The 26495-nt window shown below is 61.3% G+C and carries 26 protein-coding genes; 15 read left to right on the top strand and 11 right to left on the bottom strand.

The window, feature by feature from the left end:
* Positions 1-73 precede the first annotated feature (73 nt).
* The 7 genes from AD666_RS19815 (at position 74) to AD666_RS19785 (ending at position 8379) form a co-directional block, all read left to right on the top strand.
* Entirely contained in the window at positions 74-1357 is a 1284-nt protein-coding gene (locus AD666_RS19815) for an FAD-binding oxidoreductase (protein WP_053155602.1), read from the top strand.
* A gap of 368 nt (positions 1358-1725) precedes the next feature.
* The gene (locus AD666_RS19810) at positions 1726-2862 is read left to right on the top strand and encodes an ABC transporter substrate-binding protein (protein WP_053155601.1); all 1137 of its coding nucleotides are present in this window, start codon (positions 1726-1728) and stop codon (positions 2860-2862) included.
* 195 nt (positions 2863-3057) lie between these two features.
* Entirely contained in the window at positions 3058-3972 is a 915-nt protein-coding gene (locus tag AD666_RS19805; protein WP_053155599.1) for a branched-chain amino acid ABC transporter permease, read from the top strand.
* Between the two features lie 2 nt (positions 3973-3974).
* On the top strand, positions 3975-5279 hold the full coding sequence (gene livM, locus AD666_RS19800; protein ID WP_053155597.1) for a high-affinity branched-chain amino acid ABC transporter permease LivM: 1305 nt from the start codon (positions 3975-3977) through the stop codon (positions 5277-5279).
* Complete coding sequence (locus tag AD666_RS19795) at positions 5272-6144, top strand: ATP-binding cassette domain-containing protein (protein WP_053155689.1); 873 nt, start codon at positions 5272-5274, stop codon at positions 6142-6144. Before livM ends, AD666_RS19795 begins: the two co-directional genes overlap by 8 nt.
* Entirely contained in the window at positions 6141-6857 is a 717-nt protein-coding gene (locus AD666_RS19790) for an ABC transporter ATP-binding protein (RefSeq protein ID WP_053155595.1), read from the top strand. Before AD666_RS19795 ends, AD666_RS19790 begins: the two co-directional genes overlap by 4 nt.
* Positions 6858-7611: 754 nt before the next feature.
* A complete protein-coding gene (locus tag AD666_RS19785; RefSeq protein ID WP_053155593.1) occupies positions 7612-8379 on the top strand; it encodes an SDR family oxidoreductase in 768 nt (255 codons plus the stop codon).
* An 89-nt stretch (positions 8380-8468) separates the two neighbouring features.
* On the opposite strand, the gene AD666_RS19780 is transcribed toward AD666_RS19785, so the two are convergent.
* The 7 genes from AD666_RS19780 to AD666_RS19750 all read right to left on the bottom strand — a co-directional run bounded on the left by AD666_RS19780 (position 8469) and on the right by AD666_RS19750 (position 13590).
* Positions 8469-9608, bottom strand: coding sequence for an AGE family epimerase/isomerase (locus AD666_RS19780; RefSeq protein ID WP_053155591.1), 1140 nt, complete (start codon positions 9606-9608; stop codon positions 8469-8471).
* Positions 9609-9787: 179 nt separating this feature from the next.
* A complete protein-coding gene (locus AD666_RS19775; protein ID WP_053155589.1) occupies positions 9788-10360 on the bottom strand; it encodes a HupE/UreJ family protein in 573 nt (190 codons plus the stop codon).
* Between the two features lie 42 nt (positions 10361-10402).
* Positions 10403-11017 (bottom strand): urease accessory protein UreG, encoded by a 615-nt coding sequence (gene ureG, locus AD666_RS19770; RefSeq protein ID WP_053155587.1) that lies wholly within the window; start codon positions 11015-11017, stop codon positions 10403-10405.
* A 9-nt stretch (positions 11018-11026) separates the two neighbouring features.
* The gene (locus tag AD666_RS19765; RefSeq protein ID WP_053155586.1) at positions 11027-11701 is read right to left on the bottom strand and encodes an urease accessory protein UreF; all 675 of its coding nucleotides are present in this window, start codon (positions 11699-11701) and stop codon (positions 11027-11029) included.
* A complete protein-coding gene (gene ureE, locus AD666_RS19760) occupies positions 11698-12198 on the bottom strand; it encodes an urease accessory protein UreE (protein WP_053155584.1) in 501 nt (166 codons plus the stop codon). Before ureE ends, AD666_RS19765 begins: the two co-directional genes overlap by 4 nt.
* A gap of 216 nt (positions 12199-12414) precedes the next feature.
* The gene (locus AD666_RS19755; protein WP_053155582.1) at positions 12415-13047 is read right to left on the bottom strand and encodes a TetR family transcriptional regulator; all 633 of its coding nucleotides are present in this window, start codon (positions 13045-13047) and stop codon (positions 12415-12417) included.
* Between the two features lie 153 nt (positions 13048-13200).
* Positions 13201-13590 (bottom strand): hypothetical protein, encoded by a 390-nt coding sequence (locus tag AD666_RS19750; protein WP_053155580.1) that lies wholly within the window; start codon positions 13588-13590, stop codon positions 13201-13203.
* Between the two features lie 356 nt (positions 13591-13946).
* Here AD666_RS19750 and AD666_RS19745 point away from each other — a divergent pair, with 356 nt between their 5' ends.
* The gene (locus tag AD666_RS19745; RefSeq protein ID WP_053155578.1) at positions 13947-16022 is read left to right on the top strand and encodes an AsmA family protein; all 2076 of its coding nucleotides are present in this window, start codon (positions 13947-13949) and stop codon (positions 16020-16022) included.
* A gap of 110 nt (positions 16023-16132) precedes the next feature.
* On the opposite strand, the gene AD666_RS19740 is transcribed toward AD666_RS19745, so the two are convergent.
* Together AD666_RS19740 and AD666_RS19735 are read right to left on the bottom strand one after the other, a co-directional pair.
* Positions 16133-16663: a bacterioferritin gene (locus tag AD666_RS19740; RefSeq protein ID WP_053155577.1), complete on the bottom strand. Its 531-nt coding sequence runs from the start codon at positions 16661-16663 to the stop codon at positions 16133-16135.
* A gap of 88 nt (positions 16664-16751) precedes the next feature.
* Entirely contained in the window at positions 16752-17675 is a 924-nt protein-coding gene (locus tag AD666_RS19735) for a LysR substrate-binding domain-containing protein (RefSeq protein WP_053155575.1), read from the bottom strand.
* 136 nt (positions 17676-17811) lie between these two features.
* Here AD666_RS19735 and AD666_RS19730 point away from each other — a divergent pair, with 136 nt between their 5' ends.
* The 5 genes from AD666_RS19730 (at position 17812) to AD666_RS19710 (ending at position 21375) form a co-directional block, all read left to right on the top strand.
* Positions 17812-18450, top strand: a complete 639-nt coding sequence (locus AD666_RS19730; protein WP_053155573.1) for an FMN-dependent NADH-azoreductase — start codon at positions 17812-17814, stop codon at positions 18448-18450.
* Positions 18450-18755, top strand: coding sequence for a multidrug efflux SMR transporter (locus AD666_RS19725; RefSeq protein WP_053155571.1), 306 nt, complete (start codon positions 18450-18452; stop codon positions 18753-18755). The genes AD666_RS19730 and AD666_RS19725 overlap by 1 nt, the downstream gene beginning before the upstream one ends.
* Before the next feature lie 69 nt (positions 18756-18824).
* Positions 18825-19715 carry a triacylglycerol lipase gene (locus tag AD666_RS19720; RefSeq protein ID WP_053155570.1) on the top strand — a complete coding sequence of 297 codons (891 nt, stop codon included), beginning with the start codon at positions 18825-18827 and terminating at the stop codon, positions 19713-19715.
* Between the two features lie 97 nt (positions 19716-19812).
* Entirely contained in the window at positions 19813-20148 is a 336-nt protein-coding gene (locus tag AD666_RS19715) for a PsiF family protein (protein WP_053155568.1), read from the top strand.
* Between the two features lie 213 nt (positions 20149-20361).
* Positions 20362-21375, top strand: a complete 1014-nt coding sequence (locus AD666_RS19710) for an AI-2E family transporter (protein ID WP_053155566.1) — start codon at positions 20362-20364, stop codon at positions 21373-21375.
* Between the two features lie 252 nt (positions 21376-21627).
* Here the strand turns inward: AD666_RS19710 and AD666_RS19705 are convergent, their stop codons facing one another.
* Positions 21628-22902 (bottom strand): Hsp70 family protein, encoded by a 1275-nt coding sequence (locus tag AD666_RS19705; RefSeq protein ID WP_053155564.1) that lies wholly within the window; start codon positions 22900-22902, stop codon positions 21628-21630.
* A gap of 297 nt (positions 22903-23199) precedes the next feature.
* Between AD666_RS19705 and AD666_RS19700 the strand changes: the two genes are divergently transcribed.
* Both AD666_RS19700 and AD666_RS19695 read left to right on the top strand, forming a co-directional pair.
* Positions 23200-24138, top strand: a complete 939-nt coding sequence (locus AD666_RS19700) for a DnaJ C-terminal domain-containing protein (RefSeq protein WP_053155562.1) — start codon at positions 23200-23202, stop codon at positions 24136-24138.
* Between the two features lie 48 nt (positions 24139-24186).
* Positions 24187-24486, top strand: coding sequence for a chaperone modulator CbpM (locus AD666_RS19695; protein ID WP_053155560.1), 300 nt, complete (start codon positions 24187-24189; stop codon positions 24484-24486).
* A gap of 172 nt (positions 24487-24658) precedes the next feature.
* On the opposite strand, the gene ureC is transcribed toward AD666_RS19695, so the two are convergent.
* On the bottom strand, positions 24659-26359 hold the full coding sequence (gene ureC / locus AD666_RS19690) for an urease subunit alpha (RefSeq protein ID WP_053155558.1): 1701 nt from the start codon (positions 26357-26359) through the stop codon (positions 24659-24661).
* Positions 26360-26495: the final 136 nt, after the last annotated feature.

The following is a 26495-nucleotide window of genomic DNA, read 5'->3' as shown; positions in this document are numbered from 1 at the left end:
CTACCGCCATCGCGAGCAGGCTCGCTCCCACATTGACCTCTGTGTTTGTTAGGTTTCTGTCTGGAGTCTGGCAATGCCGTTACGCGAAGAATGTCTGTGGGAAGCACTGACGCCGCAACGACCCGAGAATGGGTCGCTCACCGGTGAAATCACCGTCGATGTCTGTGTGATCGGTGCGGGTTTTACGGGGCTGTCGGCGGCGGTGCATTTGTTGGAGCAGGGTAAGCGCGTCGCGGTGCTGGAGGCCCATCGGGCCGGGCATGGCGGCTCGGGGCGCAACGTCGGGCTGGTGAACGCTGGCCTGTGGATCCCGCCGGACGATATAGAAGCCGGATTCGGCGAAGCGGTGGGCAGCCAACTCAACCGTATGTTGGGGGCCGCGCCGGCGCTGGTGTTCAGCCTCATCGACAAATACAGAATCGATTGCCAGTTGCGCCGTGAAGGCACCTTGCACATGGCCCACAATGCCCGGGGCGAGACGGACTTGCGCAGTCGTGAAGAGCAGTGGAAACGCCGTGGCGCCCCCGTGGAATTGCTCACCGGTCAGGCCTGTGTCGAGGCCACCGGCACGACGAAAATTGCTGCGGCGTTGCTCGATCGCCGTGCCGGCACGCTCAACCCGATGGCCTATGCCAGCGGGTTGGCCAAGGCGGCCAAAGACCTGGGGGGGCAACTGTTCGACCATTCGCCGGTTACGCGATTGGAACGCCAGGGCCAGCGCTGGTCGGTGCAGACCGCCCAGGGCTCGGTGTTGGCCGAGCAGGTGGTGATCGCCTCCAATGCCTATACCGAGGGCGATTGGACCGAGCTGCGGCGCAATTTCTTTCCTGGCTATTACTATCAGGTCGCTTCCGTCCCGCTGACCGACGAGGCGGCGCGCCGCATCCTGCCGGGCGGCCAGGGGTCGTGGGATACCCGTCAGGTCCTGAGCAGCATTCGCCGGGACAAGGACGGGCGCTTGTTGCTGGGCAGCCTGGGCAATGGCAACCGCAAGCCCACCTGGTTCCTCAAGGCGTGGGCCGACCGGGTCCAGCAGCATTACTTCCCTTATCTCAAGGCGGTGGAGTGGGAATGCACCTGGACCGGTTGCATCGCGTTCACCCCCGACCATCTGATGCGCCTGTTCGAACCGGCTCCGGGGTTGGTGGCCGTGACCGGTTACAACGGACGGGGCGTGACCACCGGCACGGTGGTTGGCAAGGCCTTCGCCGATTATCTGTGCCATGGTGACGCGAAGTCGCTGCCGATTCCGTTTGCTCCCATGCAGCCCGTGACGGGGGCGGGGCTGCGCAGTTGCCTGTATGAGGCGGGGTTCTCGCTGTATCACGCGGGCCAGTGCCTGCGGATCGTCATTTGAGTGTTGAAAATTGTTGCCGGGGCCGGCGTTTTCCGGCGTAGCGTCTAGCCTGTTATGGTGCGGGTTGTAGCAATCGCGCACCGACAGTGTGCAGTTCGGTGACGCAGGTTGTTACAGGCTGGTTGCACGTCGTCGTTTTAGTGAATGGTTGCAATGATGGCTCAAGGAGGGTTGCGCTCATTTTTATCAATGGTTGCACCTCGTGCGGTTTAGACGGTTGCACGCCCTATGAAAAAGGGCTCAAAACAGTCGAGATAACAATAAAACAGCGACTTTTTTCAGAATAAAAAACCGATGGCACGGCCCTTGCTCTGAGCTTTTCAGTGAAGTCGCAGTGCCAACTAAAAAAAACCTTGGAGCACCACCTCATGTCCCAGACGTTTTACAAGAAAGGCTTTCTGGCCCTCGCAGTCGCTACTGCGATGGGTGTTTCTGCGTTTGCTCAAGCCGACATCAAGTTCGGTGTAGCGGGTCCCATGACTGGCGCCAACGCGGCATTTGGCGAGCAGTACATGAAGGGGGCACAGGCAGCGGCGGACGAGATCAACGCCAAGGGTGGCGTGAACGGCGAGAAGATCGTGCTGGTGGCAGGTGACGACGCCTGTGAACCGAAACAGGCCGTGGCCGTGGCCAACCGTTTCGTCGACCAGGACAAAGTGGCCGGCGTGGTGGGTCACTTCTGTTCCTCGAACACCATTCCGGCCTCTGAGGTATACGACGAAGCCGGCATCATCGCCATCACCCCCGGTTCCACCAACCCGCAGGTTACCGAGCGTGGCCTGAGCGCCATGTTCCGCATGTGCGGTCGTGACGACCAGCAAGGCATCGTGGCCGGCGACTACATCGTCGATGTGATCAAGGGCAAGAAAGTCGTGGTACTGCACGACAAGGACACCTACGGCCAGGGCCTGGCGGACGCGACCAAGGCACAACTGGAAAAACGCGGTGTGAAGCCTGTGCTGTACGAAGGCCTGACCCGTGGCGAAAAAGACTTCAGCGCCGTGGTCACCAAGATCCGTGCGGCTGGCGCCGACGTGGTCTACTTCGGTGGCCTGCATCCAGAGGCCGGTCCGCTGGTCCGCCAGTTGCGTGAGCAAGGCCTCAAGGACGTGAAATTCATGTCCGACGACGGCATCGTGACCGACGAACTGGTTACAACCGCCGGTGGCGCGCAATACGTCGATGGCGTGTACATGACCTTTGGCGCGGACCCGCGCCTGCTGCCTGACAGCAAGGCCGTGGTGGACGCTTTCCGCGCCAAGGGAACGGAGCCGGAAGGCTACACCCTGTATGCCTACGCTTCGGTTCAGGCCCTGGCCGCCGGTTTCATCGGTGCCAAGTCCAACAAGGGCGAAGACGCAGCCAAGTGGCTCAAGGCCAATCCGGTCCAGACCGTGATGGGTAAGAAGGAGTGGGACGCCAAGGGTGACCTGAAAGTCTCCGACTACGTGGTTTATCAGTGGGACAAGGACGGCAAATACCATCAGCTGGAAAAACAGAAGTAATCTGAATGGATGATGGCCCGTGGCGAAGGCGCGAGCCCACGCCACGGAGCCGCTGTTCATCCTTCACGGGTTCCTTGCCACGAGCCCGTCTGTCTTTCTTCCGAGAGCTGCGCGCACATCGTGCAGCGTCGGCGGCTGAACCCCGGTCCGTCGCGGCGGTGTGCGTGCAATCTCTCAAATGCGTGAGATTGCGTTATGGATGGTATTTTCCTGCAGCAACTGATCAATGGCCTGACCCTCGGGTCGGTCTATGGTCTGATCGCCATCGGCTACACAATGGTCTACGGCATCATCGGCATGATCAACTTCGCCCACGGTGAGGTTTACATGATCTCTGCGTACCTCGCGGCGATCAGTCTGGCTCTGCTGGCTTACTTCGGTATCGAATCCTTCCCGCTTATGATCCTTGGCACGCTGGTGTTCACGGTCGTGGTCACCGGAGTATACGGTTGGGTCATCGAACGCGTCGCCTACAAACCCCTGCGCAACTCCACCCGCCTGGCGCCACTGATCAGTGCCATCGGCATCTCGCTGATCCTGCAGAACTATGCACAGCTCAGCCAGGGCGCTCGCCAACAAGGCGTGCCCACTTTGCTCGAAGGCGCCATGCGGGTCGACATCGGCACCGGCTTCGTCCAGTTGACCTACACCAAGATCTTCATCCTGGTCGCGGCATTCGCCGGGATGGCCTTGCTGACCTACATCATCAAGTACACCAAGCTGGGACGCATGTGCCGTGCTACTCAGCAAGACCGCAAGATGGCTTCCATCCTGGGGATCAACACTGACCGGGTGATTTCCTACGTGTTCATCATCGGTGCGGCCATGGCGGCCCTGGCCGGTGTGCTGATCACCATGAACTACGGCACGTTCGACTTCTATGCCGGCTTCATCATCGGCATCAAGGCGTTCACCGCGGCGGTACTCGGCGGCATCGGCTCCCTGCCTGGGGCGATGCTCGGCGGGATCATCCTCGGGATCTCCGAGTCGCTGTTCTCCGGTCTGATCAACTCCGACTACAAAGACGTGTTCAGTTTCTCGCTGCTGGTGCTGATTCTGATTTTCCGTCCCCAAGGCCTGTTGGGTCGCCCACTCGTGGCGAAGGTATAAGTATGTCTGCTGCCAATAAACCGCTTGATATCAAACAAAGCGTCATCGACGCGATCCTGGCCGGCCTGATCTCGCTGATCGTGTTCGGGCCGATCGTCGGCGTGGTGCTCGACGGCTACAGCTTCAATCTGCAACCGGCCCGCGTCGGCTGGCTGGTGGCGATCGTAATGATCGGGCGTTTCGCCTTGAGTCTGTTCCTGCAAACACCCAAGGGCCTGAAGGTACTCCAGGGGTTCGAAAGCACCGGCTCTGGCGTGCATGTATTGCCACCGGACTACAAGTCGCGCCTGCGCTGGATCATCCCGGCGTTGATCGTGATCGCCATCGTGTTCCCGTTCTTCGCCAACAAATACGTGCTCACCGTGGTCATCCTCGGGTTGATCTACGTGCTGCTGGGCCTGGGCCTGAACATTGTGGTCGGCCTGGCGGGGCTGCTGGACCTGGGCTACGTGGCGTTCTATGCCATCGGTGCCTATGGCCTGGCGCTGGGTTATCAATACCTGGGGCTGGGGTTCTGGACGGTGCTGCCGTTGGCCGCCATTGCGGCGGCGATGGCCGGGTGCATATTGGGCTTCCCGGTCTTGCGAATGCACGGTGATTACCTGGCCATCGTGACCCTGGGGTTCGGCGAGATCATCCGTCTGGTGCTCAATAACTGGCTGTCGTTCACGGGTGGACCAAATGGCATGCCGGTGCCGTCGCCAACGATTTTCGGACTGGAGTTCAGTCGCAGGGCAAAGGATGGCGGGGTGCCTTTCCATGAGTTCTTCGGCATCGATTACAACCCCAACTTCAAGTTTCTGTTCATCTACATCGTGCTGTTTATCGTCGTGCTGCTGGTGCTCTACATCAAGCATCGCCTGACCCGCATGCCGGTCGGGCGTGCCTGGGAGGCCCTGCGCGAAGATGAGATCGCCTGCCGCTCCATGGGCCTGAACCATGTGTTGGTCAAGCTCTCGGCGTTCACCATCGGTGCTTCCACTGCGGGCCTGGCCGGTGTGTTCTTCGCCAGTTACCAGGGGTTCGTCAACCCGTCGTCGTTCACCTTCTTCGAATCGGCGCTGATCCTGGCGATTGTGGTATTGGGCGGCATGGGCTCGACGGTGGGGGTGGTCATTGCGGCATTCGTGCTCACGATTACACCGGAATTGTTACGCAGCTTCTCCGAATACCGAGTGCTGTTGTTCGGCTTCCTGATGGTGTTGATGATGATCTGGCGCCCCCGTGGCCTGATCCGGATCAGTCGCGCCGGGGTGGCGCCGCGTAAAGGTGCCATAGCGCATGACGGAGGGCAGCGCCATGAGTGAAGTCGTACTCCACGTTGAAAACCTGATGATGCAATTCGGGGGCATCAAGGCCCTCAGCGACGTCAGTCTGCAAGTCAAACGCAACTCCATCTTCGCCCTGATCGGCCCCAACGGTGCGGGCAAGACCACGGTGTTCAACTGCCTGACCGGTTTCTACAAGGCGACAGGCGGCAAGATCGAGCTTAACGTGCGCGGCGAGCGGACCAACGTGATCCAGCTGTTGGGCGAAGCGTTTCGCCCGACGGACTTCGTGTCGCCGAAATCCTTTGCCAGTCGGCTGTATTACAAAATGTTCGGCGGCACTCACCTGGTGAACCGTGCCGGCCTGGCGCGTACGTTCCAGAACATTCGTCTGTTCAAGGAAATGTCGGTGGTTGAAAACCTGCTGGTGGCCCAGCACATGTGGGTCAATCGCAGTCTGGTGGCCGGCATCCTCAACACCAAGGGCTACCGCAAGGCTGAAAGCGATGCCCTGGACCACGCCTTCTACTGGCTGGAAGTGGTGGACCTGGTGGATTGCGCGAACCGTTTGGCCGGGGAGCTTTCCTACGGCCAGCAGCGGCGCCTGGAAATCGCCCGGGCGATGTGCACCCGTCCGCAGATCATCTGCCTCGACGAACCGGCCGCCGGCCTCAACCCTCAGGAAACCGAAGCGCTGAGCGCGATGATCCGGCTGCTGCGCGACGAGCACGATCTGACCGTGGTGCTGATCGAACATGACATGGGCATGGTAATGAGCATTTCCGACCACATCGTGGTGCTGGACCACGGCAACGTAATCGCCGAAGGCGGTCCCGAGGCAATTCGCAACGATCCGAAGGTGATTGCGGCCTACCTGGGTGCCGATGAAGAGGAGCTGGTATGAGTGGGCCAATCCTCGAACTCAAGGAACTGGATGTGTTCTACGGGCCGATCCAGGCCCTGAAGAAAGTCTCGATGCACATCGAGGCGGGCGAAACCGTGAGCCTGATCGGCTCCAACGGCGCCGGCAAGTCGACCCTGCTGATGTCGATCTTCGGCCAGCCGCGGGCGGCGGGTGGGCAGATCATCTACCAGGGTGTGGACATCACCCACAAATCGTCCCACTACATCGCTTCCAACGGCATCGCCCAGTCGCCGGAAGGGCGGCGGGTATTCCCCGACATGACGGTCGAGGAAAACCTGCTGATGGGCACCATCCCCATCGGTGACAAGTACGCCGGCGAAGACCTGCAACGCATGTTCGAGCTGTTCCCGCGGCTCAAGGAGCGGCGCAACCAGCGTGCAATGACCATGTCCGGTGGAGAGCAGCAAATGCTCGCCATTGCTCGGGCGTTGATGAGCCGGCCGAAGCTGTTGCTGCTCGATGAGCCGAGCCTGGGGTTGGCGCCAATCGTGGTCAAGCAGATCTTCGCGACTCTGCGTGAACTGGCGGCCACCGGCATGACCATCTTCCTGGTGGAACAGAACGCCAACCATGCACTCAGGCTCTCCGATCGGGCCTATGTGATGGTCAACGGCGAAATCCGACTGACCGGGACGGGCAAGGAGCTGCTCGCCAATGAGGAGGTTCGCAACGCGTACCTGGGCGGTCATTGAGGTCGATGCGGTCATGAAAAACCGGCGAGTGATCGCCGGTTTTTTCTTCTTCAGAACACCATCGCCCCCACAGAGTTTTTCTTGGTGCCGGGCAATTGTGGACAACAATCCCAACCCCCCTGCGAAACCGCGACATAAAGTCACTGCAAACAGTTGTTTTGTCACGGTTTTGACTTGTCCCCGTTTGTTGTGGAACCGGCTGTGGGTAACGTGGGAGTAGCTGGCTGGAAGCCTTTGAATCCGTGGCTTACAGCGTGGTGGTTGTTTTTTGATCAGGTGTTTTCAGCCAAGCTGAAGTGACTGTTGTCAACTTTTTTTCAGGCTCGAGGATCGCTGTCCATTTCTGTGCGCAAGCCTGTGGATAACTCTGTGATTAAACTCTGGAAAGACCGCTCGGAGGGCCGTAGTTGCTGGCTTGGAGCCATCTCTCTATCAGCCAACGGCTTATAGCAGATAACTGGAACTGCACAACCTGACTTGTGCGGTCAAGAGAAAATATTTTCCAAATACCTCTCAAAGCCTTATGCACAGCGGCCTGCAGGGTTTTGACTTGCCCCCGATTACTGTGGATCCGCCTGTGGATAAGATGCGGGCAAAGTGCTGCGGCCCTTGTGCAGCAAGGCCAAGCGCGATTTGCTCGTTTAATGATCAGTTTTCTCCAGGGATCACATGAACGGTGTTCAGTTGCCGCTTACCAGCGGGCCGGGCATCCTATGGGCCGATTCCATTCAATGGCTCAAGCAAGGAGAACACGATGTCCAACACCCTGTTTATCACCGGCGCGACGTCCGGATTTGGTGAAGCCTGCGCCCGTCGTTTTGCCGAGGCCGGCTGGAAACTGGTGCTGACAGGCCGTCGTGAAGAGCGTCTCAAGGCCCTGTGTGCCGAGTTGTCGAAACAGACCGAAGTCCATGGCCTGGTATTGGATGTGCGCGACCGCAAGGCCATGGAGGATGCAATCGCCAACCTTCCGCCGTCCTTTACGACGTTGCGGGGCTTGATCAATAACGCCGGGTTGGCCTTGGGCGTGGATCCGGCGCCCAAGTGCGACCTCGATGATTGGGACACGATGGTCGACACCAACGTCAAGGGATTGATCTACAGCACGCGCCTGCTGTTGCCGCGCCTGATCGCCCACGGCCGTGGTGCCGGAATCATCAACCTGGGTTCCATCGCCGGTAACTATCCGTATCCGGGCAGCCATGTCTATGGCGCGAGCAAGGCGTTCGTCAAACAGTTCTCGCTGAACCTGCGCTGCGACCTGCAGGGCACCGGGGTGCGGGTGAGCAATATCGAGCCGGGCCTGTGTGAAAGCGAGTTTTCCCTGGTGCGCTTCGGCGGCGATCAGGAGCGGTACAACGCGACTTATGCCGGAGCCGAGCCGATCCAGCCGCAGGACATCGCAGAGACGATTTTCTGGGTCCTCAACACCCCGGCGCATATCAACATCAACAGCCTGGAGCTGATGCCGGTCAGCCAGACCTGGGCCGGGTTTGCCATTGAGCGGCATAACAAGGCCTGAAGAACGCGTGTTGTTCATCGCGGGCAAGCCTTGCTCCCACAGGAATCCAGCGCTCAGCATGTGGGAGCAAGGCTTGCAGCGGTAGCGATCTACCGGTCAGTCAGGTAGTCGGCCAATCCGCGATAACAGGTCATCAAGTGATAGGGCGTGGTCGATGGCATGTCCTGGCGGCTGACGAGGCCAGCGCCGTCCAGGCATTCATGCCAGCCTCGCGGATGCAGGAAATGTTGCTGCAAGGCTCGTAGCTGACGCTGTAGCGATGGCTGGCTCTCCGGCCGCAGCGTCAATGCCCGAAGGTATTCGGCCTGGGCCCAGATGCGCTGGGTGGCGTCGCGTGGGGCAGCTTGCGGGTGGGGGGCGAGCATCGCGCACACCGCACCGGATTGCGGGTCCACGCCTTGTTGCTCGGTTTGTTCGAAGCTGTGTTCCAGCGCTGTGTGCAATGTGCCGCCGCTCAGCAAGGGCGACGAGGCCAGCAGGTAATACCACTCGAACTGGTGCCCCGGCTCGTACCAGTTATCCACAGCCCCGAGGGGCTTTTCCATCATGACGCGCTGCTGCGGGTCGGTGAAACGCTTGAACATGCCATCACACAACGCCAGCAATGCTTGCCGGACGCTGGCGTCTTCGCGAATCGCAAGGACCGCAAGAAATGCTTCGGCCAGGTGCATCAATGGGTTCTGCAAGGGGCCCGAACCGATTGATGACCAGTCGCGGCCAAGACTGGCTTCGTAGAGACCGTCCGGGCTGGCAAAGCGCTGCTCGACCACTTGCAGGGCGGCATTGAGCACCGACTCCACCAGGGGGTCGTGAACCTTGGACCAATAATGGGCACAGGCGAACAGGATAAAGGCGTGGGTATAGAGATCCTTGCCCGAGTCCAGCGGCGCGCCCTGTGGGTCGATGCTGTAGAACCAGCCGCCATGCTCGGCATCATGGAAATGCCGTTGCAGCGAGCGGAACAGCGCCGCAGCCCGCTCTTCGGCCCGGGGTACTTCGCCGATCAGGCTGGCGAACACATACAACTGCCGTGCGCAGGCCATCGCCCGATAACGCTGGGGCGGCAAGGGCGAATGCCCTGCGTCCAGCGATTCATAGGGCAATGCCAGCTCGGCGTTCCAGCCGGGCCCTTGCCACATCGGTACGATCACCTCATGAAAGTGCTGGTGCACCGCGGCGAACAGGCGGGTCAATTCGGGTGAGGGCACAGGGCGGGAGGCATCAGGCATGGGTCGACATCGTCACGACGGAGGGGCGGTTGCGCGACATGGTAGCAGAGTGACCGGCTTCAGAGAGATGGCGCCCTCAAGTCCGTCATCGCGAGCAGGCTCGCTCCCACAGGGACGGTATACGCCCATCAAATGTTGGAGCGAGCCTGCTCGCGATGAGGCTCGGGCAAACGGTAAATTCAACCCGCCAGCAACCAGACCCCGGTCGCCGCCGAGGCCGCCCCGGCCAGTCGTACCAGCGGAGCCGCTGCCCGTGGCAACACGCGAACCACGGCGAAACCAGCGCCATGCAGTGCCGCCGTGGCCGCGACGAAACCTGCCGCATAAGCCCAGGGGTTCGACATTTCCGGCAGTTCCAGGCCATGGGCCACACCGTGGAACAACGCAAATAGCGCCGTGGCCACGATTGCCAGGCTCAACGGTGGGCGCACAGCCAAGGCCACTGCCAGGCCCAAGGCCAGCACCGAAGCGGCAATCCCGCTTTCCAGTGCTGGCAGATCCAGGCCTTCGAAACCCAGCAGGCCGCCGATTAGCAGGGTCCCGACGAACGTACACGGCAGCGCCCAGCGCGCCGCCCCCTTTTGTTGCGCAGCCCACAGGCCGACGGCCAGCATGGCGAGCAGGTGATCCAGGCCCCCGATGGGGTGACCGAGGCCGGCCATCAGGCCATTGTCGCCATGACCGGGATGGGCGAAGGCCATGGCCGGGGCCAGCAGCAAGGCGAGGGCGCCGAAGAGGCGTTTGAATGTCATGGAAATGCTTCCTTGTCGATCATTGAAAAACGGATATGAAAATCAGGCCGCGGTCAGCAGGCCCTGACGCTCGATGAAGGCGATGATGTCATCCAGGCCCTGGCCGGTTTTCTGGTTGCTGAATACGAATGGCTTGCCGTTGCGCATCCGCCTGGTGTCGCTGTCCATCATTTCCAGGGAGGCGCCTACCAGGGGCGCCAGATCGATTTTGTTGATCACCAGCAGGTCGGATTTACAGATGCCCGGTCCACCCTTGCGCGGCAGCTTGTCACCCGCCGATACGTCGATCACGTAGAGAGTCAGGTCCGACAGCTCAGGGCTGAAGGTCGCCGACAGGTTGTCGCCGCCCGATTCCACCAGGATCAGGTCCAGCCCCGGGAAACGCCGGTTCAACTGGTCCACCGCTTCCAGGTTGATCGAGGCATCCTCGCGAATGGCAGTGTGCGGACAGCCACCGGTCTCCACGCCGATGATCCGCTCCGGCGCCAGGGCTTCATTGCGCACCAGAAAGTCGGCGTCTTCGCGGGTGTAGATGTCGTTGGTGACCACCGCCAGGTTGTAGCGCTCACGCAAGGCCAGGCACAGGGCCAGGGTCAGGGCGGTTTTACCGGAGCCGACCGGACCGCCGATACCGACGCGCAAAGGTTGTGTATTCATGTGGGTCTCCTAGGAACGGAACAGGCGGCTGTACTGGCGCTCGTGGGCCATGCAAGCCAGGGACAGGCCAAACGCGGCGCTGCCGTAATGCTCGGGGTCGATGTTCGAAGCGTTGTGCTGGGCCTGTTGCAGCAGTGGCAGCAGTTCGCTGGTCAGGCGCTGGGCGGCTTGCTGGCCCAGGGGCAGGGTTTTCATCAGCACCGCCAATTGGTTTTCCAGCCAGCTCCACAGCCAGGCGGCGAGGGCGTCGTGGGGGCTGATCCGCCAGGCCCTTGCGGCCAAGGCCCAGCCCAGGGCCAGGTGCGGTTCGGTGCGTTGCTCGAGAAAATGCCGTGCGGCGGCGTCGAGCTCCGGCAGGCCGCTGAGCAGTTGCTGCAGCGAATAGCCCATCTGCCGGCTCTCCTGATAGAGCTCGCGGGTTTCCCGGCTGGCGCGATGGGCGTCGCAGTGCTGCGCCAGGGCCGCCCAATCAGCCGCCGCAGCGGCGGTGCAATGGGCGAGCAACAAGGGCGCCTCGAAGCGAGCCAGGTTCAGCAGCAGTTGATCGCCGATCCATCGGCGTGCCTCGTCGGGTGACGTGATCTGGCCGTTATCCACCGCCATCTCCAATCCTTGGGAATAGCTGTAACCGCCTATCGGCAGTTGCGGGCTGGCCAGACGCAGCAGCGCCCAGGCGGGATTCATGGGCGCACGCCGAACTGATGCAAGCGTGGTGCGTAGTTGAAGTCTTCATCGCCGTGCCGCGAGTGGTGATGGCCGCCTCCATAGGCGCCGTGTTCCGGCTGGAACGGCGCTTCGATGGCTTCGGCACTGGCGCCCAATTGTTCGAGCATCGCCTTGAGCACGTAATCGTCCAGCAGGCGCAGCCAGCCGTCGCCCACTTGCAAGGCGACGTGGCGGTTGCCCAGATGATAGGCCGCGCGAGTCAGCTCGAAGGCGTTGGCGCAGGTCACGTGCAGCAACTGTTCGGGGCGGGCGCAGACCCGCACGATGCGTCCATCCTCGGCCTGCAGGCATTCGCCGTCATGCAACGGTGGCTGCCCTCGCTCCAGGAACAACCCGACATCCTCCCCCTCGGCACTGAAACAGCGCAGGCGGCTTTTGCTGCGGGCATCGAACGTCAGGTGCAGCTCCGCGTCCCAGCGGGCTTGAGTGTCGATTCTGCGATGAATCACCAGCATCGGAGAGCTTCCAGCAATGAACAGTGCTGTGTTTAGAGCAAGGGGCTTGCCAACCGAAGGGGGCGTAGGAAATAGCCGAGAGATACCCAAGGCGCTGGTTTCAGCGGGGGTTATATTTCGTTCCGAACTGGTGCGCTCGACGAGCCTTGTGCACTGTTTTGTGGCGCGTTACGAGCCTGTGGGAGCGAGCAGGCTTGCTCCCAAGGGGCATCCGGATTACTCGATGCTTCCCAACCCTTGCCAATGCTTGAGGCCGATGAAGATGAACCGCAATTGCTGCGTGATCTTCGCCTGGGGCGTGAGGTGATCGGGCAAGGCTTCGTCGGGTGGGTCGATGATGTCGGGCAGGGTGGCGAATACGCTCTTGACGATGAGGTCGGCGATCACGCTCAACCCGGCCGGGTTCAGGTGCTGCAACTTGGGCATCAACGCCAGGTCGGCGGCCAGGTCCGAACTGATGCCTTCGCGCAATTTTGCAATGGCGTGGCGCACGGGTAGGGAACCGCCGTACTGCTCGCGGGCAAGGAACAGGAACTGGGACCGGTTGGCTTGTACCACGTCAAGGAAGATCCGCACCGACGCATCGATGATGCCGCCCATGACAAACTCGTTATGACGTACCAACCGGATGGTTTCACGGAAGGTCTGGCCCACTTCGCTGACCAGCGCCAGGCCCAGTTGGTCCATGTCGTCGAAATGCCGGTAGAACCCGGTAGGCACGATGCCCGCCGTCCTGGCGACTTCCCGCAGGCTCAGGCTGCCGAATCCACGGCCGCACTCCATCAAATGACGGGCCGCATCCATCAGGGCGTTTCGGGTCTGTTGTTTCTGTTCGGCGCGAGGCAGCATCGCAAGGCTGGCTTCTGATTCTCATGAGCGACGCACTCTAGCAAATCGGCTTTGCCGACGTCGAACGGTAGAAGGGGGAGCGGGAAAACGTGCGCTGCAGAAAGTCAAAAGCCCGATTGCTGGAATCGGGCTTTTTTTCCGGCCACCATGGGCTCAGCTCGCTGTGCCGTTGCGTTGGATCACGCGGTCACCGCCGTCTGAGGCAAGCAGTTGACCTTGTGGGGTGTGCTCGTAGCCGCCTTCTACCAGGCCTTTTTCTTCCAGGCGATCACGACCACGACTGCCTTCGGCGAGGGTCTCACCCAGTTTGGTGCGGTCGGAGCCACCTTCGGCCAGCGACTCACCCAGTTTGGTCCGGTCGGAACCACCTTCAGCGAGTTTTTCGCGCTGGGTGGTACGGTCGGAGCCGTCCGCGGCAACAGTCTGGCTGTAGACCGAGTGGCTATCCTTGACCTGTGGTGTGGCTTGTTCGGAAGCTGGCAGGGCGAAAGCAGTGGAGGCCAGCAGTGAAAGGGACAGACTCATCAGTAATTGGCGTTTCATGATCGTTGCTCCTCGGGAGGGCTGAAAAGTGGGTACGAAGGCAATGCTACTCTCGATAAGTCGATATAAAAGTTCATAAACGCAATGGTAATAATCAACGGAATTGATTGTTCCAGGGGGAGGCTCTAGAACGGGCCTTTCGGAGGTGCGGTTTTGCACTGCGGTGGGTATTTTGTACTCACTGGTGCCGCATAAATGTGCGGGAGCGGTAACAGCTGTTGGCGGTTCGGTCAGGATTTTCACCCAGGGTGCTAAACCTGTCGGCCGTTTCGCCAGTCTCATCATTAACGAGCCGACTACAGGTTCGATTTTCCAAGCGTCGCGGTTCGGGCGCTGATTTGTCAGGAGCCTTGTGCATGACGCGCACTTCAAAAATCCTCGCCTGGACCTTTGCCAGTCTTCTCGCTCTGTTGGCGGTACTGGTACTGATCATCGCGTTCTTCGATTGGAACCGGATTAAGCCGCCCCTCAACGCCAAGGTTTCCGAGGAGCTGCATCGTCCCTTCGCCATCAACGGCAACCTGGCGGTGATCTGGCAGCGCGAGTCGCAAGAAGAAGGCTGGCGAGCGTGGGTGCCGTGGCCCCATGTGGTGGCCGAGGACTTGAGCCTGGGTAACCCCGACTGGTCGAAAACGCCGCAGATGGTCACCCTCAAACGCGTTGAGCTGCGTATCTCGCCCCTGGCCTTACTGGCGCGTCGAGTATCGATTCCCCGTATCGACCTGACCGGCCCCGACGCCAATCTGCAACGCCTGGCCGACGGGCGCGCCAACTGGACGTTCCAGTTCGATCCCAAGGATCCGGAGGCCGAGCCCTCCAACTGGGTCGTTGACATTGGCGCCATTGGCTTCGACAAGGGCCATGTCACGCTGGATGACCAGACCTTGAAAACCCGGCTCGACCTGCTGATCGATCCGCTGGGCAAGCCGATTCCCTTCAGCGATATCGTCGGTGACAAGACCGCCAAAAAAGCCCGGGACCAAGGTGCGACTCCGCAGGATTATGCGTTCGCCTTCAAGGTGGACGGGCAGTATCACGGCCAGGGGCTTACCGGCTCCGGCAAGGTCGGCGGCCTGCTGGCCCTGCAGGATGCATCGCGGCCCTTCCCCCTGCAGGCCCAGGCGAAGATCGCCGACACCCGCGTCGAACTGGCCGGCACCCTGACCGATCCGATGAACCTCGGCGCTCTGGATTTGCGCCTGAAGCTGGCCGGCAACAGCCTGGCCCACTTGTACCCGTTGACCGGCGTGACCCTGCCGGACTCGCCACCTTATTCCACCGACGGGCACCTGATCGCCAAGCTCCACGAACCCGGCGGTGCGCTGTTTCGCTATCAAGCGTTCAACGGCAGGATCGGCGACAGCGATATCCATGGTGACCTGGCGTATGTCGCCAGCGACCCCCGACCGAAACTCAGTGGCACGTTGGTGTCCGACCAGTTGCTGTTCAGCGATCTGGCGCCCCTGATCGGCGCCGATTCCAACAGTGAGCAAAAGGCCCGTGGCGGTGCCAGCAAACAACCATCAGACAAGGTCTTGCCCGTCGAAGAGTTTCGCACCGAGCGCTGGAGCGCGATGGATGCCGACGTGGAGTTTACCGGTAAGCGCATCGTCCATAGCGCGCAGTTGCCATTCACTGATCTTTACACGCACTTGGTGCTCAACGACGGTCAATTGAGCCTCGAACCGTTGCGGTTCGGCGTGGCGGGCGGCCGGCTTGATGCGCAGATCCGTCTCAACGGCCACACCCAGCCTCTTGAGGGACGGGCAAAGCTGACGGCCAGGGGCTTCAAGCTCAAGCAACTGTTCCCCGGTTTCGAGCCGATGAAAACCAGCTTTGGCGAACTGAACGGCGATGCCGATATCGCCGGGCGCGGCAATTCGGTGGCGGCGCTGCTGGGCACTTCCAATGGCACGTTGAAGATGCTCATCAACGACGGTGCGATCAGCCGGGAGCTGATGGAGCTGGCGGGGTTGAACGTCGGCAATTACGTAATAGGAAAAATCTTCGGCGACAAGGAAGTGAAGATCAATTGCGCCGCGGCGGACTTCGACATCAAGACCGGTCTGGCGACGACTCGCCTGTTCGTGTTCGACACGGAAAACGCGATCATCTACATCGACGGCACGGCGAACATGGCCACCGAGCAACTGGACCTGACCATCACGCCGGAGTCCAAGGGCTGGCGGCTGATTTCCCTGCGCTCACCGTTGTATGTCCGGGGCAAATTCGCCAAGCCTTCCGCCGGCGTCAAGGCCGTGCCGCTGATGCTGCGCGGCGCCGGGATGGTCGCGCTGGGTGTCATTGCGGCGCCGGCGGCAGGGCTGCTGGCATTGGTTGCGCCAAGCGGAGGCGAACCGAACCAGTGCGCACCGTTGCTGGAGCAGATGAAGGCCGGCAAGGCACCGGTGACGGTGAAGCCGACGCGTTGACCCTGGGATTGTGGTGATACGGATGACCTCTTCGCGAGCAAGCCCGCTCCCACATTGGAACGCGGATACATGTGGAAGCGGGCTTGTTCGCAAAAGGACCCGCACTGAGCTCAGAGATCGGCCAGGATATCGGCCATATCATCGGCGTGCTCTTCTTCCTGGGCGAGGATGTCTTCGAAGATGCGCCGGGTGGTGGGATCCTTTTCACCGATGTACTGAATAATTTCCCGATAGCTGTCGATGGCGATCCGCTCGGCCACCAGGTCTTCGTAGACCATTTCCTTGAGGGTGTTGCCCGCCACGTACTGGGCATGGGAGTACCGGGTCAACAGGTCGGGGTTGAACTCCGGCTCGCCGCCCAGTTGCACGATGCGTTCGGCCAGTTTGTCGGCGTGTTCGGCTTCCTGGTTGGCGTGTTCGAGGAATTCGCTGGCCGCCATGCTGGCTTTCAGGCCGGTGGCCATGAAGTAGTGGCGCTTGTAGCGCAGTACGCACACCAGCTCGGTGGCCAGTGCCTCGTTGAGCAGGCGCACGACTTCCTGTCGATCGGCGTTGTAGCCCTCGGTCACCGCGCCGTTCTGGACATTCTGCCGTGCCCGTTCGCGCAGGGTTGTCACATCGGATAGGTGCATGTCGCTCATCTCGTTCTCCTGGTGGCTGATCCGGTGGGAATGTCGCGCTCTGTGGCGCGATCTCTTGACGTGGGAGTCACGAGCGAGACAAAAAGTTTTATGAAAATGCCCGCATGGCCCTGGAGGGTTGTGCGCCGGACAGGCGGGCCTCTTCCTCCAGCCATTGAAAAAACGCCCGTACGGGCGGATGGCGTTCTCGGCCTGGCACGCATAACGCGCTGTAGCCGGCACCATCGACTTGGACATCGGGGCGATAACCCACCAGCAAGCCGCTGGCGACGCTTTCGGACACCAGGATGTTGCTGGCCAGTACCAGGCCCTGCCCGGCAATCGCCGCTTGCAGGGCATAGTGTTCCTCGTCGTATTCACGCATGCAGGGCTGTCGGGTGAGCCAGGTTTCCCCGGCCTGGGCGCACCAGGCATCCCAGCCGTGGGCGTACAGCTTGGAATTGTGCCAGCGCACGCTGATCAGTGTCGGGATTTGTCGGGCCGTCAATGCCACCTGCGCGGGGGCGCCATACACGCCGAAGCTTTCGTCGAACAGGCACAGACCGTACAGGTTCGGGTAGTCATCGAGGCTATAGCGCACCACCAGGTCGACGCTGGCGTCCTGATGCAGGTCGATCACTTCGCAATGGGTGTCCAGGCGCACATTGATGTTCGGATGACGCGCATAGAACCGGCCCAGGCGCGGCACCAGCCAGAGGGCGGCAAACGCCGCGGTGGTGGAGAGCGTCAGGTGAGTGTTGCTGCGTTGCGGGCGCAAGGTTTCGACGCTTTGCGCCACCTCCAGCAGTGCGCCATGCAGACTGTGAAACAGCCGCTGTCCGCCATCGGTCAGCCGCACCTGTCGCGGCAGGCGTTCGAACAGTTGCACGCCGAGCCAGGTTTCCAGGGAACGGATCTGGTGGGAAATGGCCGTGGGCGTCACCGACAGCTCCTCCGCCGCAGCCTTGAAGCTGAGCAGGCGCGCGGCCGATTCGAAGCTGCGCAGGGCGTTGAGGGGCAAGTTGGCGAACATGGGTAATCTCCGCGTGAGCGTTGAGATGAGTTCAATTCATCCAGGTGAACTAACCCTCATTTGAGTGCGCGTGGCGATGAGCTTCAAGCTGCAAGCCACAAGCAGTCCCAGTGTAGTCTCAAACAAGGAGATTCAGATGAGTAAAGTTCTTGTGGTACACGGCAGTCCCCGTGGTGAACGCTCCCATTCCCGGCGTCTGGCCGAAACCTTCGTGTCGGCGTGGCAGACCGCCCATCCACACTGCCAGGTGACCCGCCGCGAGGTCGGACGCACGCTGATTCCCCCCGTCAACGAAGCTTTCATCGCGGCGGCGTTCTACCCCGAACCCCAGGCCCGACCATTGAGCATGCAGGCGGATCTGGCCCTGAGCGACGCGCTTGTCGCCGAATTGCAGGCCCACGACCGACTGGTGATCTCCGCCCCCATGCATAACTTCAGCGTGCCCAGCGGGGTGAAAGCGTGGATCGACCAGATCGTGCGGATCGGTCTGACGTTCAACCACAGCCTGGACAATGGCGTGTCGCATTACGAACCGCTGGTACGGGACAAGAAAGCCTTGATCGTGACCAGCCGTGGGGATTTCGGCTTCGGTCCCGGAGGGCCACTGGAGGCGATGAACCACGCCGACACGTTGCTGCGCACCGTCCTGGGCTTTATCGGCATCACTGATGTGACGGTGGTGGCCGCCGAAGGCGAAGAGGCGGCCGAGCGCAGCTTCGCTCAATCCTGCACCGAGGCCGAGCAGCGCCTGCTGGCGCTGGCGCGGACTTTCTGATGGCCTGGGTCTTCCTGCTGGTTGCCGCTGGGTTCGAAGTAGCCTTCGCCATGGGCATGAAGTACGCCGAAGGCTTCACCCGATTCTGGCCGTCGCTGATCACTGTGGTGGCAGCGGTGGGTGGGATCGGGTTCCTCACCCTGTCCATGCGCGAGCTGCCGGTGAGTGTCGCCTACCCGATCTGGACTGCCATCGGTTCGCTGGGTACGGTGTTCCTGGGGTTCATGTTGCTGGGAGAGAGCCTGACGCTGGTGAAAATCGTCTCGGTGGGGCTGATCGTTGCGGGGGTGAGCGGGCTGAAGTGAGGCGGGTGTCATAGACTGGTCATCATCGACGCCGATGCTGGCTCACCCCATCACAAGGATGTCCGCTCTATGCCGCAACAGTGCGCCACTCGCTACCCGCTGGTGCTGGTCCCGGGAATGCTCGGGTTCATTCGCCTGGTGTTGTACCCGTACTGGTACGGGATCGTCACGGCACTGCGCCAACGGGGGGCCGTGGTGGTGGCGGTGAAGGTTTCGCCGCTGCATTCTTCCGAGGTGCGCGGCGAACAGTTGCTTGAGCAGATCGAGCAAATCCTGCGTCAGACCGGCGCGCAAAAAGTCAACCTGATCGGTCATAGCCAGGGCGCCCTTACGGCCCGGTACGCGGCGGCCCGGCGTCCGGACCTGGTGGCGTCGGTCACCTCGGTGGCCGGTCCCAATCATGGCTCGGAGCTGGCCGATTACCTGCAGATCCATTACCCACCCGAGCGTGCCAGCGGCCGGCTGCTCAGGGCCTTGCTGCGCTTGATCAATGCGCTGATGAGCCTGTTGGACACCGGTTATCGCGGGCCGAAGCTGCCGGTCGATGTCCGGGCCTCCCATGAATCCCTCACCACCGCCGGGGTAGCGCTGTTCAACCAGCGTTATCCACAGGGGCTGCCCGACACTTGGGGCGGGCAGGGGCCGGAAGAGGTCGATGGCGTGCGTTATTACTCGTGGTCCGGGACCCTTCAGCCTGGCAAGACCGACAAGGGGCGCAACCTGTTCGACGGCACGAATCGCAGCTGCCGGCTGTTCGCCCGCACCTTTGTGCGCGAGGCGGGGCAGTGCGATGGCATGGTCGGGCGATTCAGTTCGCATTTGGGGACGGTGATTGGCGACGATTACCCGATGGACCACTTCGACATCGTCAACCAATCGCTGGGGTTGGTGGGCAAGGGGGCTGAGCCGATCCGCTTGTTTGTCGAGCATGCAGAGCGGTTGAAGGCGGCGGGGGTGTAGGCAGTCAGGACGAACCGATCTAAAGGAAGGTGTAAAAAGCTTTGTCTACACTGCAAAACATCGCCGTACCCTTCGGGCGACAATCAGGAGAAGCCCCATGAAACTTCCGCGTGTCCCTTTGCTGACGATCGGTTTGTTGCTGTGTTCCCAGGGCTTCGCCGCAACGGAGCAACAAACCAGGATGACCACCTGCAACGCCGACGCCACCGCCAAGGCGCTCAAGGGTGACGAGCGCAAGGCGTTCATGAGCAATTGCCTCAAGGCCAAGCCGCCAGAGGTGCAGGGAACACCTCAGGAGCGCATGAAGACCTGCAATGTCGACGCCACCGCCAAAGCACTCAAGGGCGATGAGCGCAAGGCGTTCATGAGCACTTGCCTCAGGACCAAACCGCCTGAAGTGCATGGCGGGACGGTTCATCAGCCCGAACAATAAGTAGCGCTTGAGCCTGCAAGGGGCTCATCGTGAGCAGGCTCCCACATTGGATTGGTGTGAACCGGTCCCTGTGCGAGCCCGCTCGCGCGGGACCGCACAGACGCTGTAAAAACATCTGAACCGCGCCAAGGATCGGCCGATACAATCTCTAGTGCTGTCCGCTGAAGGCTGGCAGACTGCCGATCCTTTCACACCGTTTTATCCCGAGGCTGTATGCCAACGTTTTCTCAGCGTCATGTGTTGTTGGTGATCAGTTGGGTGATCATTTTTGGTGGGTTGCTGCTGGTGTTGCCGTTGCGGCTGTTACCGAGTTTGCTGGCGGGATTGCTGGTGTTCGAGCTGGTCAACATGCTCACACCGCAGCTGCAGCGGTTGATCGAAGGCCGGCGTGCCCGCTGGCTCGCGGTGGCGTTGCTGGGCACGCTGGTGGTCAGTGTCCTGACGTTGATTTTTGCTGGTGCGATCAGCTTCCTGTTGCATGAAGCGGAAAATCCCGGTGCATCCCTGGACAAATTCATGGCGGTGGTCGACCGCGCCCGGGGGCAACTGCCGCCGTTCATCGACGCCTACCTGCCGGCCAGTGCCGCCGAGTTCCGGGTGGCGATTGGCGACTGGATGAGCAAGCACCTGAGCGACCTGCAACTGGTGGGCAAGGACGCAGCCCACATGTTCGTGACGTTGCTTATCGGCATGGTGCTGGGCGCCATCGTCGCCTTGCAGCGTGTTCCCGACCTGACCAAGCGCAAGCCCCTGGCGGCCGCGCTGTTCGATCGCCTGAACCTGCTGGTCAAGGCGTTTCGCAACATCGTCTTCGCCCAGATCAAGATTTCCCTGCTCAATACGTTCTTCACCGGGATTTTCCTGGCGGTGGTGCTGCCGCTGTTCGGGATCAAGCTGCCGCTGACCAAGACGCTGATCGTGATGACGTTCCTGCTGGGGCTGCTTCCGGTCATCGGCAACCTGATGTCCAACACCCTGATCACCATCGTTGGCCTGTCGCTGTCGATCTGGGTCGCGGTGGCGGCGCTGGGTTACCTGATCGTGATCCACAAGGTCGAGTACTTCCTCAACGCACGCATCGTTGGCGGGCAGATCAGCGCCAAATCCTGGGAACTGCTTATGGCGATGCTGGTGTTCGAGGCGGCGTTCGGCCTGCCGGGAGTAGTGGCGGGACCGATCTACTATGCGTACCTCAAGAGTGAGTTGAAGCAGATCGAGATGGTCTGATCCAAGGGATGTGTTGTCAGATCCGGCGCTATCGCGAGCAGGCTCGCTCCCACAGTTGACCAGGTTCCTTCAGATGGAATGCGGTTCAATGTGGGAGCGAGCCTGCTCGCGATAGCGGCACCGCTGAACTCGGATCAGGCCTCGGTCCCGTACCGCTTCATCGCCTCCCACAGTTGACCAGGTTCCTTCAGATGGAATGCGGTTCAATGTGGGAGCGAGCCTGCTCGCGATAGCGGCACCGCTGAACTCGGATCAGGCCTCGGTCCCGTACCGCTTCATCGCCTCGATGGCCAGCCCGCTGCCGATGCTGCCGAAAATATTGCCTTCCACATGCCGCGCCCGGGGCAGCATCGCCGCGACGCTGTTGCGCAGCGCCGGGATGCCGCTGGAACCACCGGTGAAGAATACGGTGTCGACCTGATCGATACCGACGTTGGCATCGCTCAACATTTGCGTGGCGCTCTCGCGTACCCGCTCCAGCAGGCCTTCGATGGCCGTCTCGAACAAGGCCCGGCTCAGGTCCACGCTCAGGCCCGGTTCGATCCGATCCAGTGATACGTGTCGCTGGTCGGCGTGGGTCAGCTGAATCTTGGTTTCTTCCACTTCCATCGCCAGCCAGTGTCCGGCGCGCTGCTCGATCAGCTTGAACAACCGGTCGATGCCGCCGGTATCCTCGATGTCATAGCGCATGCTGCCCAGGGCCAGGGTGGACTTCTGCGAATACACCGCGTTGATGGTGTGCCAGGTCGCCAGGTTCATGTGGTGGCTGGTGGGCATGTAAGCGCCGCTTTTCATGCGGCTGCCATAGCCGAACAACGGCATCAGACCGGCCAGGGACAACTGCTTGTCGAAATCGGTCCCGCCAATATGCACGCCGCCGGTGGCCAGGATGTCATCGTGACGGTTGTCGCGAGTACGACGCTCGGGCGACAGGCGCACCAGCGAGAAGTCCGACGTACCGCCGCCGATGTCGACGATCAGCACCAGCTCTTCTTTGTCGATGGTCGATTCATAGTCGAACGCTGCCGCGATGGGTTCGTACTGGAACGAGACTTCCTTGAAACCGATGGCGCGGGCAACGTCTGCCAGGGTGTTTTGCGCTTCCTGGTCGGCCAACTCGTCGTCGTCGACAAAGAACACCGGACGCCCCAGCACGACTTCATCGAACGCGCGACCGGCAGTGGCTTCGGCGCGCTTTTTCAATTGGCCGATGAACAGCCCCAGCAGATCCTTGAACGGCATCGCCGTGCCCAGCACGCTGGTGTCGTGCTTGATCAGCTTGGAGCCCAGCAGGCTCTTGAGCGAACGCATCAGCCGGCCTTCGTAACCTTCCAGGTATTCGTGCAGGGCCAGGCGGCCGTAAACCGGACGGCGTTCCTCCTGATTGAAAAAAACCACCGAAGGCAGGGTGATCTTGTCGTCCTCCAGCGCAATCAGCGTTTCCACGCCGGGGCGCAGCCAGCCGACGGTGGAGTTGGACGTGCCGAAGTCGATGCCGCAGGCACGGGCCGGGGATGCGTTTTTCATGTCTTTCAGGTTCCGGTCGAAAAAACGGCCGCGCAGTGTATGCCAGTACCGCCAGGATTCGAAGGCCGGTTGTCCGCTAATTCATGGGCCGCGACCTTGAAAGCCACGGTTTTGCCCCCACACTTGCAGGCATCAACCTGGCGGGCCACAGGGCGGATGCAAGAACCGCCGCCGGCTGCCGATAAACTTCTGATGCGCCGTCCGGTCACAACCTTGAGATCGGTCAAACCCGGTGTCCGGTCATCCGGGCATGCTGTGCGTGGCGGTGCGACATCGATAACGGATGGTGATGCTTAGATGGACTTCAAAGACTATTACAAGATTCTGGGTGTGGAGCCGACGGCTGACGACAGCACGATCAAGGCCGCCTATCGCAAACTGGCGCGCAAATACCACCCGGATGTCAGCAAGGAAAAGGACGCCGAGACCAAGTTCAAGGACGTTTCCGAAGCCTATGAAGCGCTGAAAAGCGCCGACAAGCGTGCCGAATACGACGACCTGCGCCGCTACGGCCAGCACGGCCAGCCGTTCCAGGGACCGCCGGGCTGGCAAAGCCGTGGCGGTTTCGGAGGCCAGGACGGCGGGGATTTTTCGGATTTTTTCAGTTCGATCTTCGGCAACCGCGGGTCGGGTTTCGGTGGCGGACAATCAGGTCGCAACGCCGGCCGTCGGGGGCAGGACGTGGAACTGGAATTACCGATTTTCCTGGAAGAGACCCTGTCCAACGAGTCGAAGAAGGTCAGCTACCACGTGCCCCAGCACAATGCGGCGGGGCAGCACGTCAGCAATACCAGTAAAAGTCTGAACGTGAAGATCCCCCTGGGGGTGACTGACGGCGAACGCATCCGCCTCAAGGGCCAGGGCGCGCCGGGTGTCGGTGGCGGCGCCAATGGCGACCTGTACCTGACCATTCGCTTCGCACCACACCCCAAGTTCGACGTCGAAGGCCAGGATCTGATCATCACGTTGCCGCTGGCGCCCTGGGAGTTGGCCCTGGGCACCGAAGTGGCCGTCCCGACCCTCACCGGCAAGATCAACCTCAAGGTGCCGGCCGGCAGCCAGAACGGCCAGCGCATGCGCGCCAAGGGCCACGGCTTGCGCAACAAGGCGGGCGAGCGGGGCTACCTGTTCGTGCAGCTCAAGGCTGTGATGCCCAAGACCAATGACGATTCGGTCAAGGCATTGTGGGCGGAGCTGGCGAAAAAAGCCGCGTTCGATCCGCGGGCGAATTTCTGATTGTTTGAAGGCTAGACTCGACAGTCAAGGCATTGGGAGAAGCAGACCATGAACAACCCGATCGTTGAACTGAACCTGACGGAATTCTGCGAGGCCGCCGCGCTGGCGGATGTCCATGTGATCGAGATCGTCGAGCACGGCATCCTCGAGCCCCACGGCAATGCCCCGGCGGAATGGCGTTTCACCGACTACGAACTGGTCCTGGCGCGGCGTGCGGCCAAGCTGCGGCAGGACCTGGACCTTGAATGGGAAGGCGTCGCCCTGGCGCTGGATCTGTTGGAAGAGGTGCAGCAGCTGCGTACCGAGAACCGCATGCTCAAGCAGCGGTTGGGGCGGTTGGTGGGCTGAATCAGGAGCAAAGCAGCTGCGGGATACCCGTGGGAGCAAAGCTTGCTCGCGATACCGGCGCCTCAAGGCTTGAAAACGGAGTTGAGCCCATCGCGGGCAAGCCATGCTCCCACAGGCCTTGCTCCCACAGGTATCGCACCCACAAGGCCTTCCCAGCAGGGCTGCACGTCAGTCAGAACAGAAAATACCGCTGCGCCATCGGCAGCACATCGGCCGGTTCACACCATAGCAGCACGCCGTCGGCCTTGACCTGATAGGTCTGCGGGTCGACGTCGATGGTCGGCAGGTAGTCGTTATGGATCAGATCGGTCTTCTGTACGTCGCGGCAGCCTTTGGCCACGGCGATTTTCTTTTTCAAACCCAGTTGTTCCGGCAGCCCCGCTTCGGCGGCGGCCTGGCTGATGAACGTCAGACTGGTGGCGTGGCGTGAACCGCCGAAGCTGGCGAACATCGGTCGGTAGTGCACCGGCTGCGGCGTCGGAATCGAGGCGTTGGCGTCGCCCATCAGGCTGGCGGCAATCGCGCCACCCTTGAGGATCAGGGTCGGCTTGACGCCAAAAAACGCCGGGCGCCACAGCACCAGGTCGGCCCACTTGCCCACTTCGATGGAGCCCACTTCATGGCTGATGCCGTGGGTGATCGCCGGGTTGATGGTGTACTTGGCGATGTAGCGTTTGATGCGGAAATTGTCGTTGCCTTCGCCGTCACCGGGCAGGGCGCCGCGCTGTCTTTTCATTTTGTCGGCGGTCTGCCAGGTGCGGGTGATGACTTCGCCGACCCGGCCCATGGCCTGGCTGTCGGAGCTGATCATCGAAAACGCCCCGAGATCGTGGAGGATGTCCTCGGCGGCGATGGTTTCGCGGCGGATGCGGCTTTCGGCGAACGCCACGTCTTCGGCAATGCTGGGATCCAGGTGGTGGCAGACCATCAACATGTCCAGGTGCTCGTCGATGGTGTTGCGGGTGAACGGGCGGGTCGGGTTGGTGGAGCTGGGCAGCACGTTGGCGAAGCCGCAGGCCTTGATGATATCCGGCGCGTGACCGCCGCCGGCGCCTTCGGTGTGGTAGGTATGGATGGTGCGGCCCTTGAATGCCCCCAGGGTGGTTTCCACGAAGCCGGATTCGTTGAGGGTGTCGGTATGGATCGCCACTTGCACATCGTACTGGTCGGCGACGCTCAGGCAGTTATCGATGGCCGCCGGGGTGGTGCCCCAGTCTTCGTGTAACTTCAGGCCAATGGCGCCGGCCTTGACCTGCTCGATCAACGGCTCTGGCAGGCTGGCATTGCCCTTGCCAGTGAGGCCGATGTTCATCGGGAAAGCATCGGCAGCCTGGAGCATGCGCGCCAGGTGCCAGGGACCCGAGGTACAGGTGGTTGCATTGGTCCCGGTGGCCGGGCCGGTGCCGCCGCCGATCATGGTAGTGACGCCGCTCATCAGAGCTTCTTCGATCTGCTGGGGGCAGATGAAATGGATGTGGGTGTCGATACCGCCGGCGGTGAGGATCATGCCTTCGCCGGCGATCACTTCGGTGCTGGCGCCGATGGCGATGGTCACGTGGGGCTGGATGTCCGGGTTGCCGGCCTTGCCGATGGCCGCGATGCGCCCGTCCTTGAGGCCGACATCAGCCTTGACGATGCCCCAATGGTCGATGATCAGTGCGTTGGTGATCAGGGTGTCGACGACTTCGGCGGCGAGCAACTGCCCCTGGCCCATGCCATCGCGAATCACCTTGCCGCCGCCGAACTTCACTTCTTCGCCATAGGTGGTGAAGTCCTTTTCCACTTCGATCCACAGCTCGGTGTCGGCCAGACGGACCTTGTCACCGACGGTGGGGCCGAACATATCGGCGTAGGCTTGTCTTGAGATCTTCATGTGCTTGCCTTGGAATTCAATGTCAATTTGTGAAGCTAAATCTGTGGGAGCACAGCTTGCTGGCGATGAACGATGACGCGGCCTGACAAGAGAGGGCGTCTCTTGTATCGCGATGGCAGCATCATTGCCCCAGGTC

This window comes from Pseudomonas sp. Pf153 (assembly GCF_001269775.1).
In the GTDB taxonomy this organism is placed as follows: Bacteria; Pseudomonadota; Gammaproteobacteria; order Pseudomonadales; family Pseudomonadaceae; genus Aquipseudomonas; species Aquipseudomonas uvaldensis.
The sequence above is the reverse complement of the archived record's forward strand: the minus strand, read 5'-3'. Positions and strand labels throughout refer to the sequence as shown.

Bases quoted from the DNA above. Each gene is read 5' to 3' on its own strand.
- AD666_RS19815 (WP_053155602.1), top strand. From the start codon at position 74: ATGCCGTTACGCGAAGAATGTCTGTGGGAAGCACTGACGCCGCAACGA.
- AD666_RS19810 (WP_053155601.1), top strand. From the start codon at position 1,726: ATGTCCCAGACGTTTTACAAGAAAGGCTTTCTGGCCCTCGCAGTCGCT.
- AD666_RS19805 (WP_053155599.1), top strand. From the start codon at position 3,058: ATGGATGGTATTTTCCTGCAGCAACTGATCAATGGCCTGACCCTCGGG.
- livM (WP_053155597.1), top strand. From the start codon at position 3,975: ATGTCTGCTGCCAATAAACCGCTTGATATCAAACAAAGCGTCATCGAC.
- AD666_RS19795 (WP_053155689.1), top strand. From the start codon at position 5,272: ATGAGTGAAGTCGTACTCCACGTTGAAAACCTGATGATGCAATTCGGG.
- AD666_RS19790 (WP_053155595.1), top strand. From the start codon at position 6,141: ATGAGTGGGCCAATCCTCGAACTCAAGGAACTGGATGTGTTCTACGGG.
- AD666_RS19785 (WP_053155593.1), top strand. From the start codon at position 7,612: ATGTCCAACACCCTGTTTATCACCGGCGCGACGTCCGGATTTGGTGAA.
- AD666_RS19780 (WP_053155591.1), bottom strand. From the start codon at position 9,608: ATGCCTGATGCCTCCCGCCCTGTGCCCTCACCCGAATTGACCCGCCTG.
- AD666_RS19775 (WP_053155589.1), bottom strand. From the start codon at position 10,360: ATGACATTCAAACGCCTCTTCGGCGCCCTCGCCTTGCTGCTGGCCCCG.
- ureG (WP_053155587.1), bottom strand. From the start codon at position 11,017: ATGAATACACAACCTTTGCGCGTCGGTATCGGCGGTCCGGTCGGCTCC.
- AD666_RS19765 (WP_053155586.1), bottom strand. From the start codon at position 11,701: ATGAATCCCGCCTGGGCGCTGCTGCGTCTGGCCAGCCCGCAACTGCCG.
- ureE (WP_053155584.1), bottom strand. From the start codon at position 12,198: ATGCTGGTGATTCATCGCAGAATCGACACTCAAGCCCGCTGGGACGCG.
- AD666_RS19755 (WP_053155582.1), bottom strand. From the start codon at position 13,047: ATGCTGCCTCGCGCCGAACAGAAACAACAGACCCGAAACGCCCTGATG.
- AD666_RS19750 (WP_053155580.1), bottom strand. From the start codon at position 13,590: ATGAAACGCCAATTACTGATGAGTCTGTCCCTTTCACTGCTGGCCTCC.
- AD666_RS19745 (WP_053155578.1), top strand. From the start codon at position 13,947: ATGACGCGCACTTCAAAAATCCTCGCCTGGACCTTTGCCAGTCTTCTC.
- AD666_RS19740 (WP_053155577.1), bottom strand. From the start codon at position 16,663: ATGAGCGACATGCACCTATCCGATGTGACAACCCTGCGCGAACGGGCA.
- AD666_RS19735 (WP_053155575.1), bottom strand. From the start codon at position 17,675: ATGTTCGCCAACTTGCCCCTCAACGCCCTGCGCAGCTTCGAATCGGCC.
- AD666_RS19730 (WP_053155573.1), top strand. From the start codon at position 17,812: ATGAGTAAAGTTCTTGTGGTACACGGCAGTCCCCGTGGTGAACGCTCC.
- AD666_RS19725 (WP_053155571.1), top strand. From the start codon at position 18,450: ATGGCCTGGGTCTTCCTGCTGGTTGCCGCTGGGTTCGAAGTAGCCTTC.
- AD666_RS19720 (WP_053155570.1), top strand. From the start codon at position 18,825: ATGCCGCAACAGTGCGCCACTCGCTACCCGCTGGTGCTGGTCCCGGGA.
- AD666_RS19715 (WP_053155568.1), top strand. From the start codon at position 19,813: ATGAAACTTCCGCGTGTCCCTTTGCTGACGATCGGTTTGTTGCTGTGT.
- AD666_RS19710 (WP_053155566.1), top strand. From the start codon at position 20,362: ATGCCAACGTTTTCTCAGCGTCATGTGTTGTTGGTGATCAGTTGGGTG.
- AD666_RS19705 (WP_053155564.1), bottom strand. From the start codon at position 22,902: ATGAAAAACGCATCCCCGGCCCGTGCCTGCGGCATCGACTTCGGCACG.
- AD666_RS19700 (WP_053155562.1), top strand. From the start codon at position 23,200: ATGGACTTCAAAGACTATTACAAGATTCTGGGTGTGGAGCCGACGGCT.
- AD666_RS19695 (WP_053155560.1), top strand. From the start codon at position 24,187: ATGAACAACCCGATCGTTGAACTGAACCTGACGGAATTCTGCGAGGCC.
- ureC (WP_053155558.1), bottom strand. From the start codon at position 26,359: ATGAAGATCTCAAGACAAGCCTACGCCGATATGTTCGGCCCCACCGTC.